Below are 12,388 nucleotides of genomic sequence, written 5' to 3'. Positions count from 1 at the left end.
CGATGTCAGTGCTACACAGGTGATCGCCAAGCCTCACGAAGATGGACACTGGTGGTTGACGGGAGACAAGTGGTTCTGCTCGAATCCTGATGCGGGTTTTGCCATGGTGCTGGCGCGCAGCGAAGACGTTGACGGGCTCAAAGGCGTGTCGCTGTTCCTGTTGCCCAGAATATGCCCTGACGGCGCGCCCAATCAGTATCGGATATTGCGGTTGAAAGACAAGCTGGGTACCCGTTCAATGGCCAGTGGTGAAATCAGGCTGGAAGGCGCTTTCGCATGGCTGGTCGGCGCACGTGGCAAAGGCTTTCAACAGATGGCCGATATGATCAACAACTCCAGGTTGTCCAATGGGATGCGTGCCGCCGGCCTGATGCGTCGTGCAGTCAGCGAGGCGGTCTATTTCTGCGGTCACAGAAAAGCCTTCGGCAAGCGGCTCATCGACATGCCTTTAATGCAACGGCAACTGGTCAAGATGATGACACGGGCCGAGCAGGCCCGCTCGGTCATGTTCCAAACTGCAACGGCGCTGGAAAAGGCGGACGGCGGCGATACGTTTTCAAGGGATTTGCTGCGCATCCTGACGCCACTGATCAAGTTTCGCGCCTGCCGCGATGCCCGCGTGGTAACCGGAGACGCCATGGAAGTGCGGGGCGGCTGTGGCTATATCGAAGAGTGGTCCGAGCCGCGCCTCATGCGCGATGCTCACCTGGGCTCTATCTGGGAGGGCACCAGCAACATCGTGGCGCTCGACGTATTGCGTGCGATACGCAAGAGCAATGGCTTGGCCGCCCTGCAGACCCATGTACAGGCTCTGCTGGAAACTGGCAGGCCATGCGAGGCCTCAATGGCCGGCCTGCAGACTGACTGCATTGACAAAACATTTGCGCTGGCAAGGCGTGTGGCCGACAGCGAAGATGCTGTCATGGCGCGGCAGGTTGCATCTGCGCTGTATCACGTGGCAGCGCTTGCCAGCATGCGCTGGGAAGCCTCTCACACCGGCTTGGAATCACGGGCCATGCTGGCCGATCAGGTCTTGATCCATCGTCTGGCGCCGCGTGACCCGTTATCACAGACGAAATGCGAGGGCGCAATGCAGGCCCTGTTGGCTTACGCGCTGTAATCTGCATACATACATACTCAATTTTTACAATATGCGCGGCCGGCTATCTTGCACGGCTCGCGCAACAGGAGGAGACTCATGAACAAATCAAGGATTTATGCCCTGGCTGGCCTGCTGGCCTGTCTGGTGGTTCCTGGCGCTGCGGTTGCTGAAGACAACTTTCCGTCCGAAGTCGTAAAGCTTGTGGTGCCTTATCCGCCGGGCGGTCCTACCGATGCACTGGCGCGCAGGCTGGCCCAGGGCGCCGGGGAGAAGCTTGGTACGACGATTGTGGTTGAAAACAAGGCTGGGGCCAATGGCAATATCGGCGCCGAGTATGTGGCGCGCGCCAAACCTGACGGCTACACCATTATGTTCGGCACGTCCGGGCCGCTGGCGATCAATACCAGCATGTACAAAAACCTTCGGTACCAACCGGAAACCAGCTTTACACCGATCATGAAAATTGGCCATTTGCCCAACATTCTTGTTGTCAATCCCAAGGTTCCGGTAAAGAACGTGCAGGAGCTGATTGTGTATGCCAAGGCCAACCCGGAAAAGGTTACCTATGCTTCCTCTGGTACCGGCGCGTCGTCTCATCTGGCGGGCGTCTTGTTCAATACCATGGCTGGTACCCGCATATTGCATGTGCCATATAAAGGGACCGGACCGGCGCTCAATGATTTACTGGGCGGGCAGGTTTCCATGGCCTTTACCGATGTCCTGACTGCGTTGCCACATATTCGCGAACACAAACTGAATGCCCTGGGGCTGGCGGCAGGCCAGCGTTCCAAGGCGCTGCCCGAGCTGCCGACCATTGCGCAGCAGGGGCTGGACGGCTACGACGTGAGTGTCTTTTTCGGTATTGTCGGACCAGCAGGCATGTCCGATCAGGTGGTCTCGTCATTGAACGACGCATTCAAAAGCGCCATGGCAGAACCCGACATACAGGCCACCTTGGGCAGCCAGGGCATTGTGGAAGCCGACAAAAAGACGCCTGAAGAACTGGCCCAATTTATTCACAGCGAAGTGAAGAAGTGGCACGACGTCATCTCCAACGCATCCATCAAACTCGATTGACTATGACCGCAACAAAGACTCATACTTCCCCAGCCTCGCTCTCTGGCATCCGCGTTATCGACCTGACCCGGGTGCTGGGCGGACCGTACTGTACACAGATTCTGGCCGATCATGGCGCGGAGGTGCTCAAGATCGAGCCGCCGGCAGGCGACGAAACGCGTGGCTGGGGGCCGCCGTTTATCGATGATACCGCCGCCTATTTCATGGGCGTCAATCGCAACAAGAAAGGCTTGGTCGCCGATTTGTCGACCGAGCACGGACAGCATTTTTTGCGCGAACTGTTGTCGCAGGCTGATGTCCTGATTGAAAACTTCAAGCCCGGCACACTGGAAAAATGGGGGCTTGGCAAGGATGCGCTGCAAGAGGCGTTTCCGCAGCTTATCCATTGCTGCATTAGCGGTTTTGGCGCGGACGGCCCCCTGGGTGGTTTGCCTGGTTATGATGCCTGCGCCCAGGCCTTGTGCGGGCTGATGAGCGTCAATGGAGAAAAGGACGGTGCCCCGACGCGCGTGGGCCTGCCGGTGGTCGATATGGTGACGGGGCTGAACGCGGCAATCGGGGTGCTTCTTGCCGTAAACGAACGCAGAACCAGCGGCCAGGGGCAATATCTGGATGTTTCACTTTTCGATTGCGCCGTCTCGCTGCTGCACCCTCATGCGCCCAATTACTTTGCCAGCGGCAAGGTGCCCGGCCTGACAGGCAATGCCCATCCGAACATCGCCCCGTATGAAAGTTTCCCCACCGCCTGCGGCCAGTTGTTCCTGGCCGTCGGCAACAACCGGCAATTTGCGACGCTGTGTAAGGTGCTCAAGTGCCCTGATATTGCCCAGGATGCGCGTTTTATCGATAATGCGCAACGGCTGGCGCATCGACAGATTCTGCATGAGACGCTGTGCGCCGTGCTGGTGGCGCATCAGGCGGCCGAGCTGGCCGATGAGTTGATGAAGGCCGGTGTGCCCGCTTCACCGGTAAACAATGTGGCTCAACTGCTGGCGCATCCGCATACCAGTCATAGAAAGATGGTGATTGAGCAGGGCAGCTATCGCGCCATTAACACACCCATCAAACTGTCGCGCACGCCTGCACAATTTCGATCGCCACCCCCGGGCTTTGGAGAACATAACCAGGAATACGGCGTAAAGTGATTTGTTCAAACACGGTTTAAATCGCCCTGTCTGGTTACGGTTTTGCGGATAGTGTAATATTGATTTGACAGGCTTTTCCCGGGCGCCAATCACGTTTGCGCCGCAGCCAGGCCGCCATTATTCAATTGACTACGACATAACGAGACAGCCATGACATACAAAACCCCTCTTGACGATATTTTCTTCAACCTTAAGGATATGGGCCTGCTTGAACAGGTGCTGGCCCTGCCAGGGTATGAGGAAATCAGCGATGATATTGTTGACGCTGTATTGCATGAAAATGCAAAATTCGTCCAGGAGGTGGTGGCGCCAACCAACCGGGGTGGCGATCAGCAGGGTGCCAAATGGGACAACGGCAAAGTTACCACGCCAGCCTCGTTTGCCCAGGCGTTCAAGGCTTTTGCCGAAGGCGGCTGGCAGGGCCTGCAGCATTCACCGGAGCTCGGTGGCCAAGGTTTTCCGAAACTAATATCGGCAGTCATTTCCGAAAACCTGAATGCGGCCAATCTGGCCTTTGCCTTGTGTCCGTTGCTCACTGATGGCTGCGTTGAGGCTATCACGCAGGCGGGCAGCGAGCAGCTCAAGCAGACGTTTATACCGCCTATGCTCGAAGGGCGGTGGACGGGCACCATGAATCTGACCGAACCCCAGGCCGGCTCCGATCTGGCCTTGCTTACGACCAAGGCCATTGCCCAGGACGACGGCACGTACCGCATCAGTGGCCAGAAAATTTTCATCACTTATGGTGAACATGATCTGGCAGAAAATATCGTCCATCTGGTCTTGGCCCGTACGCCCGACGCACCCAAAGGCGTCAAGGGCATTTCCCTTTTTGTGGTGCCCAAGTTCCTGGTCAATGAGGACGGTTCACTTGACAAACGCAATGACGTTTGGTGCGCCTCCATTGAAGAAAAGCTGGGCATCCATGGCAGCCCGACTGCCGTGCTTTTATACGGTGCCGACAAAGGCGAGGTGGGCGAGGGCGCCATCGGTTATCTGGTCGGCCAGGAAAACCACGGGCTGCAATATATGTTCATCATGATGAACGCAGCCAGATACAACGTGGGCATCCAGGGTATTTCAGTATCCGAGCGCGCCTTGCAGCAGGCCCGCGCCTATGCGGCCGACAGGCTGCAGGGCAATGCGCTGGAAGGATCGGCCGGGCCGGTCAGCATTGATCATCATCCGGATGTGCAGCGCCTGCTGATGACCATGCGCGGGCTGACCGAAGGCGGCCGCGCTGTGGCACTGTATGCGGCCATGTGCAACGATGTCGCGCATCAGCATGCTGATACAAAAACAGCGGATTTGCATCGTGCCCAATATGAGTATCTGGTTCCCATCGTCAAGGCTTTTAGTACTGAGAACTCGGTGGAAGTGGCTTCACTGGGCATGCAGGTGCATGGTGGAATGGGCTACATAGAAGAGACCGGCGCGGCCCAGTATTATCGCGATGCCCGGATTTTGCCTATTTATGAAGGGACGACCGCCATCCAGGCCAATGATTTTATCGGACGCAAAATCCTGCGTGACGGCGGTGCGGTCAGCCGCGGCTTTATCGCCGCCATGTGCGACACGGTTAATGCGCTGAACCAGCACCAGGATGATCCCGCACTTGCTTTTATCGGTACGCAACTGGAAGTGGCAGTCCAGGCCTATCAGAATGCCCTGGATGCCACACTTCAGTTCGCTGCCAAGGGACAGATGCGCAGTACGTTCGCCGGAAGCGTGCCGCTTCTTATGCTCGCAGGTTATGTACACGCTGGCTGGCACCTGGCTAACGCTGCGCTCAAAAGCCGCGAGCGACAATCGGATATCCATCGGCAGAAACAGGCCACTGCGGTATTTTATGCCGCTCATCTATTGCCACGAGCGCTGTCATTGTCATCTGCAGTCAAGGCGGGTGACAATGTGCAGGAAGCATTTTCAGCCGTATTTTCCTAATACGCATGAGTGCCGCGGTTTTGTTTTAATATGCAAATTGGGTATATCAAAATTATTATTTATTCTTTTAGGGAATAAATAATCTTTGCCATAATCCCGGTATACAGTCCGATGAAATTCATCGGACATTCCCCACGCTTACCAAGGAGATACCATGAGCACAACACTGCGTTTGGGCGATACCGCCCCCGATTTTGAACAGAATTCGTCCACAGGCCCCATCAAGTTTCACGAGTTTCTGGGCGACAGCTGGGGTGTTCTGTTTTCTCACCCGGCCGACTTCACGCCTGTTTGCACAACAGAGCTGGGTTATACGGCAAAGCTGGCCGATGAGTTTGCAAAGCGTAATGTAAAAGTACTGGCGGTATCTGTTGACGACGCCGATTCACACAACAAATGGATCGATGACATCAACGATACGCAGAATACAACGGTGAATTTTCCGATTCTGGCCGATGATGACCGTAAAGTGTCCACGCTTTACGACATGATTCACCCCAATGCCAGTGCAACTGTTACTGTACGCTCTGTATTCATTATCGATCCGGCCAAAAAAATTCGCCTGACCATTACCTACCCGGCAAGTACCGGCCGCAATTTCAACGAAATCCTGCGCGTCATCGATTCATTGCAACTGACCGATTCCCATAGCGTGGCCACACCGGTCAATTGGGAAGACGGTGATGACGTAATCATTGTTCCGTCGTTGAAAGACCCTGAGGTGCTGAAACAGAAGTTCCCCAAAGGCTTTACTGAAGTACGCCCCTATTTGCGTACGACGCCACAGCCAAATAAATAATCAGCCCTGTGGGCATGTTCTGATTGTGCTCTGACACAGCCAGAACGCGCCAACTGCCTTTGGGCGGTGATTCGACAAAAAAGCCATGACGGTGTTCAAGTCATGGTTTTTTTGCGTGTGGCCACGGCATTTATGTGGCCTCATCCAGAGGGTCGGCAATGTTCGGGCACTGACCTGAAAATCGTCGCTCGTAAGCGGTGTTCGTCTTAGATGCTCGTCTTAAGAAGGCGTGTCTGCGTGAGAGCCGTGGATGCAGGCAAGTCAGATGGATCAGGTCGCTGGCAGCGACAGGGCAGTTGTAAGGGATGAGAAGGGACGAGTTTTAATCTTTTGATTTAAAAGAAGAAAATGTTTTTTGATTGAAAGCGAAGATGGAATACAACACAGAAGCTGCAATGAGTTGAAATTGCGCTTGCAAAAAATACTGTATGGATATACAGTATTACTTATCGCAATGCATAGTCGCGATATAACTAGAATAGGGTCCTAGTTATCGCCTGCCCGCCGTTGAATGTGGTTCCAGTTTGGTGTTTTCCAGCATTCAGATTGTCATTCGGCCCGGGCGGGCACCTCTTAACTCTTGGAGAATTCATCATGACAACCCAAATTCGCAAGCCTGGTGCCCCTTCTGCTTCAACTATATCAGCCTGCCGTCAGTTCGACCAGTCTTTTGCTACGCTTTATCGTAAAAAAAGCAGCAAAATACAGCGTAGCAGTCATCTGCTGGCCGATATTTGCATGGTGGCTGCGTGGTTTGCTTTAATTCCGGTCATGAATCTTTTAGGTATGGCGGCCGGTCTGGCTTGATGGCTATATCGTCACGGCGTCAATGCCGGGCGCTGCTTATCGCCAATCAGCTATATTGCTGATCGGGTGCCGCCGTTTCCCAAATATACCATTGCTCCCTATATACCGCCGTTTCACATATAGCCGTTTCCTATATAGCCGTTTCCTATATATCGATGTGTCCATAGGCCGTAGTTCCCAGGCTGCTACTCCCATAGATCGCCGTGTCGATCACACCGTTCCGGGCCAGCCGTCGTCTGCCCTGAGTTGTCCCCCGGCAGTGTTGCACGCGGGGTGTCCGGCGCATGACGTGCGAGGGCGCTCGATTGCCTGCGGCGATGGAACCGGTTTTGTTGGGGTTTTGTTGCTTTTTTATTGAATTCAATCACTTAAGCCGCAATTGTTTACGCAAAAATGACCAGATTGCTGGTCAGCTTATCTCTAATAAGTTATACTTGCGAGTTCTATTTATCCTCTGTCGGCAAACGCACCTGAATGGGTCGGTGCAATCACAAATAATGTGACGTTATTCTAAACAGCCGTTCATGATGAACCGGAGTCTATTATGAATCTTATCGAAAAACTCGAGCAGGAAGAAATCCAGCGTCTGACTGGTGGCACTCCTGTGACTGAATTTGCACCAGGCGACACCGTTGTGGTTAGCGTGAACGTAGTTGAAGGCACCCGCAAACGTGCCCAGGCATACGAAGGCGTGGTTATTGCCAAACGCAATCGCGGTCTGAACTCGTCTTTCATTGTCCGTAAAATTTCTTCAGGCGAAGCCGTTGAACGGACATTCCAGCTGTATTCTCCACAAATTGCATCTATCGTTGTCAAACGTCGCGGTGATGTACGTCGTGCGAAACTGTATTACCTGCGTAACCGTTCTGGTAAAGCTGCGCGCATCAAAGAAAAATTGGTACGCAAGGCCGACAAAAAGGCAACTGCATAAGCGGTTTTCAGTTACTGCTTTATCCAGTATTACCCCCTTTGTTGCCACCAGGTGTCTTATGGTGGCGTAAATGGGTTGAAAAGCCGGCATTGCCGGCTTTTTCAATGGGCGCTTATCACGCCTTCCCGTTTCATTTTATTCCGGATGGATAGCAGCGATGCTTAGGTGTCGTAAAATGGACGCGTTGATAAATATAATCGATTCCACAGGACACTGTTTTGACTGAACCACTAAGAAAGCCTATTACGCCCGGTTTTGACGTGCAGGCACAAAAATGGACGGTGGCCAACGAAAACCTGCACGCTATTTCTCCTTCTGTGCTCACGGCTTCGCTCATCGAGCGCGCCTTTGACCATGGGCTGGTCTGGTCTGCCGATGCGCTGGTTCACCAATGGAACGAAGCAAAAATCATTCAATACCAGTCAGAATCCTATATTGACTCTGCTGTTCTTATGCCTCTGGTAAAGCGTGATGCTGAAATTTTCGTGCTATTGACCAAGCGCTCCGAAAAACTGTATCACCATCCGGGGCAGGTCAGTTTCCCCGGCGGACGGGTAGAAGACGGCGATATCAATCCACAGCACACGGCATTGCGGGAAACCTTTGAAGAAATTGGCGTGCCTACGCAGGCGGTTACGGTTCTTGGTCAATTGCCGGAATTTTATACTGGCACGGGCTTTCTGCTGCGCCCCTACGTTGGCTGGCTTGCTAATACGGTTGAAATAAAAACAGACCAGGTGGAGGTGGCAGAGGTCTTTCATGTGCCACTGGCATTTCTGATGGATCCGGCCAATCATCGTCTGCATCATGCCATCGCCCCGGATGGCAATGAAAGATATTATTACTCCATGCCCTGGAATGGTTATTTCATATGGGGTGCAACCGCAAACGTGATCAGGAATTTTTACCATCGCGTGTTGGCCGTGGTTCAGGACTGATCTGTCGAGTGTCTCCTTAAATGTAAATATTCCATAATGAGTGAGAGTGGAATTTCATAGTTGGAGTCAAGGTGTCACAAACGAAACTTATCGGTTTGCATGGCGCTAATTACCATCTTAAGCGTTTGCTGTCGGGTTTGGCCATCAACAGACAAAACATGGTGTTCCAATTTACCGAGCGACGAAAACTGGTGATGGAGCGCTGCGATAGGCTCTGGGTCTGTCAACGTGTCGTTACCGCGGTGCTGACAGCGAGCGATTGCCAGCGCTAATGGAGGGCGCAGGACTATGTAATGCACTGGCGTGGTAACTGTCTGGAAAGACGGTAAAAACCATGGGCCGATTATGCCATCGACAACAACGAAATAGCCACCATTCGCATAGCTTTGAGCCACGCCAGAGAGTGCACCCATGACCACATTATTTTGTCTATGCGCACTGTGCAGATAGGGCGCAATGGCGCCATTTTTGATGAAGCGCCAAAAGTCGTCGGCATGCAGGTGGACCTTTGCAGACCCATGTTGTTCGGCCAGGGCCAGTGCGGTGGTTGTTTTTCCTGAGCCCGGTGGGCCTGTGAGAATAAGGATTTCGCCAGCGTGTTCCATAACAATTCCGTGTGGATGCAACCGCTCCTGATTTTCGATGACGGCTGACGGTTGTTTTGTTGCTTTGAAAATAGTCCGGCCAATTGTGGAACATATTTATTATATTTGATTTATTTGTTTATTTTCGACTGGATGCACATTCCCAATTGATGAAAAAATATCAGATCAAGACAGCCATTTTTACTGAATTTGAAACTGGACACGACTCTGATTCGGGGGTAAAGCCGTTCGGGGCCAGCACCCCGTTGTCTCAAGACCTGCAGATGCCGCTCTCCATGCCCAAACCAAGAGGTGGCGAGACATTCTCAATATTTCTGCGGTGCGGTCGACTCGGCTAAGATACGCAGGTAGAGTTCGTGCCGTTTGACGCTGATTAAACCCTGCTCTTTGGCAGCCAGCACACCGCAGCCGGGTTCGTGCCGATGCGTGCAATTGTAGAAACGGCAATTTTGACTGTACGGGGCAAACTCGGGAAAGCCTTGCTCAACTTCTGTCTGGCCCAGGTGTTTGAGGCCAAATGCCTGGAAACCGGGTGAATCGATCAGGTCTCCCCCGGCGCCAGGCAGGTGGTACAGGCGCGACGAGGTGGTTGTGTGTTTACCTGTACCCAGCGCAATGGAATGCGCTTGCGTGTCGGCGCGGGCTTCAGGAACCAGGATATTCAGAATGCTGGATTTTCCCATACCGCTCTGACCAAGCAGCAGGTTGGTTTTGTCTGCCAATAGCGGCAAAAGGCTGTCACGCAACGTCTGTGGCTCCAGGGTGCTGGTTTCAATAATACGCACGCCCAATGCGTTCATATCCGAGAGCAGGGCGCGTGCTCGCGGCAGGCTCCCGGTCAGATCGCATTTGTTCAGAATGATGACGGGCGTGATGTCGGCGCTGAACGCACCAGCCAGTGCACGCCCGGTCAAGTCCTCGGAAAACAAAGGCTCGACTGCGACCACAATCAGCAACTGATCGACATTGGCGGCAAATTGCTTGGCTCGCATCTCATCTGAGCGGTACAGTAGATTGCGCCGGTCGTGCACCCGTTCAATCCGCCCCTCGTCCTGTCCCTGGGGTTCGATGTCTACATAGTCGCCGACACAAATGCCGGTTTTCTTGCCGCGCGTATAGCATTGACGCAGCTGCCCGTCGTCCAGCTCCACCTGATAGTGACGGCCGTGAGCGGCTATAACGCGCCCGACCATCATCCGTTTGTCGCCTGCAACTCTTGAAGCCGGCGAATGCGCAACGAGGCGGGAGGGTGGCTGTCGTAAAACGCCGAGTGCACAGGGTCTGGCGTCAGGGTCGAAGCATTGTCATTGTAGAGCTTGACCAGCGCAGAAATCAGCGCCTCGGAGCTGGCCTGAGTGTGTGCGTAATGGTCGGCTTCGAACTCGTCCTTGCGGGAAAAGAAGCTGAATATCGGGGCAAAGAAGAATGTGAAGACAGGCATCGCCATAAAGAACAGCAGCAGCGCCATGGCGTCATTGGAGCCATTGATGACAGGGGAAACGCCCAGCCCCTGATAGAACCAGATCTGGTTTTTCAGAAAGCCCAGCACGGCAAAAAACACCAGCGCCAGCAAAAAGCTGAAAATCATGCGTTTTTGCACATGCTTATGGCTGAAATGGCCCAGCTCATGGGCCAGCACGGCTTCGATTTCGTCAGGGTTCAGTTTGCCCAGCAGGGTATCGAAAAAAACAATCCGGCGTGATTTGCCAAACCCGGTGAAATAGGCATTGCCATGGGCCGAGCGCTTGGAGCCGTCCATGACGAACAGTCCCTTGAGGGCAAAGTGGCAGCGCTGTGCCAGATTGTTGATGCGATCAGCCAGTTCGGGGTTGTCCAGCGGCGTAAATTTATTGAAAAGCGGAGCAATCCAGGTCGGAAATACAAAAAGAATGAATGCGTTGAACGCCACCCAGACCATCCATGCCCATAGCCACCACAGGGGACCGGAGGCCGCCATCAGCCAAAGCGTGACCGCAGCCAGCGGCAAGCCCAGCACCACGCTGACCAACATGCCCTTGATCGTGTCGCTCACAAACAGGCCCAGTGTCATTCGGTTGAAGCCGAATTTCTGTTCCAGTTTGAATTGCTTCCACAAGCTAAAGGGCAGCTGCAGCGCGCCGGAAATCAACAGAACCGAACCCAGCAGCAGAATCTGGCGCCAGAAATCATTGGGAATAATGTTGATCAGAAACGCATTGATCATCTGCAGGCCGCCAAGCAGGGTAAAGCCGATGAGCACCATTGCATCAAAGACTCGCCGGGTCACGGACAGCTTCATGCGCTCGACCGTGTAGTCGGCGGCGCGCTGGTGACTTTGCAGCCCGATTTTTTCGGCAAATTCGTCGGGCACCTTGGCGCGATGGCGCGTAACATGGCGTGCCTGACGACTTGCCAGCCACAAATGGGTGATCGTCTCTAAAAGAAGGAAAAGGACAAATAAAAGCGTAAACGGGGTTGGGGACATTTCTGTTGTGTGCTCTGTGCGAAAATAATGTTTCTGAACAATAAGGATCGAAAATGGCGGTAAATGATCTGCGACTGGTATGGCTGGACATGGAAATGAGCGGCCTGGATCCCGAAAAAGAACGTATTCTGGAAGTGGCTGTTGTCGTCACCGAACCTGATCTCACGCTGGTAGCGGAGGGTCCGGTTCTGGTTATCCACCAATCCGATGAGATTCTGGCGGGAATGGATAAATGGAATACATCCACCCATGGCCGCAGCGGCCTGACCGAAAAAGTACGCACCTCCATACTCACTGAAGAACAGGCCGAAGACATCCTGCTCGAATTTCTTGCGCCGCTGGTGCCCAAAGGCGCGTCACCGCTTTGCGGCAATACGATCAGCCAGGACCGGCGTTTCATGTACAAGTACATGCCGCGCTTCGAAAGCTACTTTCATTACCGCAATCTGGATGTAAGTACGCTCAAGGAACTGTCCCGTCGTTGGAAACCAGAGGTCTACAAAGGATTCGACAAGAAGAGCCGGCACGAGGCACTGGCCGATATTTACGAATCCATTGATGAACTCAAGCACTACC

At 53.6% G+C, this 12,388-nt stretch carries 12 protein-coding genes; 9 read left to right on the top strand and 3 right to left on the bottom strand.

Annotation, left to right across the window (positions count from 1 at the left end):
• The 8 genes from ACTIKR_RS16940 to ACTIKR_RS16905 form a co-directional block, all read left to right on the top strand.
• Positions 1–1,120 (top strand): acyl-CoA dehydrogenase family protein (locus ACTIKR_RS16940; protein ID WP_442328463.1); only part of this gene is annotated, 1,120 nt, incomplete at its 5' end.
• 78 nt (positions 1,121–1,198) lie between these two features.
• Entirely contained in the window at positions 1,199–2,179 is a 981-nt protein-coding gene (locus ACTIKR_RS16935) for a Bug family tripartite tricarboxylate transporter substrate binding protein (RefSeq protein ID WP_442328462.1), read from the top strand.
• 2 nt (positions 2,180–2,181) lie between these two features.
• Positions 2,182–3,324, top strand: a complete 1,143-nt coding sequence (locus ACTIKR_RS16930) for a CaiB/BaiF CoA transferase family protein (protein ID WP_193088982.1) — start codon at positions 2,182–2,184, stop codon at positions 3,322–3,324.
• Between the two features lie 150 nt (positions 3,325–3,474).
• Positions 3,475–5,268, top strand: coding sequence for an acyl-CoA dehydrogenase (locus ACTIKR_RS16925; RefSeq protein WP_442328461.1), 1,794 nt, complete (start codon positions 3,475–3,477; stop codon positions 5,266–5,268).
• A 154-nt stretch (positions 5,269–5,422) separates the two neighbouring features.
• Positions 5,423–6,067 (top strand): peroxiredoxin, encoded by a 645-nt coding sequence (locus ACTIKR_RS16920; protein WP_193088984.1) that lies wholly within the window; start codon positions 5,423–5,425, stop codon positions 6,065–6,067.
• Positions 6,068–6,661: 594 nt separating this feature from the next.
• On the top strand, positions 6,662–6,874 hold the full coding sequence (locus ACTIKR_RS16915; protein ID WP_193088985.1) for a hypothetical protein: 213 nt from the start codon (positions 6,662–6,664) through the stop codon (positions 6,872–6,874).
• Positions 6,875–7,418: 544 nt separating this feature from the next.
• Positions 7,419–7,805: a 50S ribosomal protein L19 gene (gene rplS / locus ACTIKR_RS16910; protein ID WP_193088986.1), complete on the top strand. Its 387-nt coding sequence runs from the start codon at positions 7,419–7,421 to the stop codon at positions 7,803–7,805.
• Positions 7,806–8,023: 218 nt separating this feature from the next.
• Positions 8,024–8,743 carry an NUDIX hydrolase gene (locus tag ACTIKR_RS16905; RefSeq protein ID WP_442328460.1) on the top strand — a complete coding sequence of 240 codons (720 nt, stop codon included), beginning with the start codon at positions 8,024–8,026 and terminating at the stop codon, positions 8,741–8,743.
• 74 nt (positions 8,744–8,817) lie between these two features.
• Here the strand turns inward: ACTIKR_RS16905 and ACTIKR_RS16900 are convergent, their stop codons facing one another.
• The 3 genes from ACTIKR_RS16900 to ACTIKR_RS16890 all read right to left on the bottom strand — a co-directional run bounded on the left by ACTIKR_RS16900 (position 8,818) and on the right by ACTIKR_RS16890 (position 11,812).
• Entirely contained in the window at positions 8,818–9,348 is a 531-nt protein-coding gene (locus tag ACTIKR_RS16900; RefSeq protein WP_442328459.1) for an ATP-binding protein, read from the bottom strand.
• Between the two features lie 305 nt (positions 9,349–9,653).
• Entirely contained in the window at positions 9,654–10,544 is an 891-nt protein-coding gene (rsgA, locus tag ACTIKR_RS16895) for a ribosome small subunit-dependent GTPase A (RefSeq protein ID WP_193088989.1), read from the bottom strand.
• Positions 10,541–11,812, bottom strand: a complete 1,272-nt coding sequence (locus tag ACTIKR_RS16890; RefSeq protein ID WP_442328458.1) for a M48 family metallopeptidase — start codon at positions 11,810–11,812, stop codon at positions 10,541–10,543. Before ACTIKR_RS16890 ends, rsgA begins: the two co-directional genes overlap by 4 nt.
• 53 nt (positions 11,813–11,865) lie before the next feature.
• Between ACTIKR_RS16890 and orn the strand changes: the two genes are divergently transcribed.
• The coding region (gene orn / locus ACTIKR_RS16885) for an oligoribonuclease (protein WP_442328457.1) at positions 11,866–12,388 on the top strand (523 nt) is incomplete at its 3' end.

It is taken from the genome of Advenella sp., assembly GCF_052108595.1.
Taxonomy (GTDB): Bacteria; Pseudomonadota; Gammaproteobacteria; order Burkholderiales; family Burkholderiaceae_B; genus Advenella.
This window is presented reverse-complemented; position numbering and strand designations above follow the sequence as displayed.

Excerpts from the sequence above, each read along its gene's own strand:
- rplS (WP_193088986.1), top strand. The coding sequence starts at position 7,419 with ATGAATCTTATCGAAAAACTCGAGCAGGAAGAAATCCAGCGTCTGACT.
- ACTIKR_RS16900 (WP_442328459.1), bottom strand. The coding sequence starts at position 9,348 with ATGGAACACGCTGGCGAAATCCTTATTCTCACAGGCCCACCGGGCTCA.
- ACTIKR_RS16915 (WP_193088985.1), top strand. The coding sequence starts at position 6,662 with ATGACAACCCAAATTCGCAAGCCTGGTGCCCCTTCTGCTTCAACTATA.
- ACTIKR_RS16935 (WP_442328462.1), top strand. The coding sequence starts at position 1,199 with ATGAACAAATCAAGGATTTATGCCCTGGCTGGCCTGCTGGCCTGTCTG.
- rsgA (WP_193088989.1), bottom strand. The coding sequence starts at position 10,544 with ATGATGGTCGGGCGCGTTATAGCCGCTCACGGCCGTCACTATCAGGTG.
- ACTIKR_RS16890 (WP_442328458.1), bottom strand. The coding sequence starts at position 11,812 with ATGTCCCCAACCCCGTTTACGCTTTTATTTGTCCTTTTCCTTCTTTTA.
- ACTIKR_RS16925 (WP_442328461.1), top strand. The coding sequence starts at position 3,475 with ATGACATACAAAACCCCTCTTGACGATATTTTCTTCAACCTTAAGGAT.
- ACTIKR_RS16930 (WP_193088982.1), top strand. The coding sequence starts at position 2,182 with ATGACCGCAACAAAGACTCATACTTCCCCAGCCTCGCTCTCTGGCATC.
- ACTIKR_RS16920 (WP_193088984.1), top strand. The coding sequence starts at position 5,423 with ATGAGCACAACACTGCGTTTGGGCGATACCGCCCCCGATTTTGAACAG.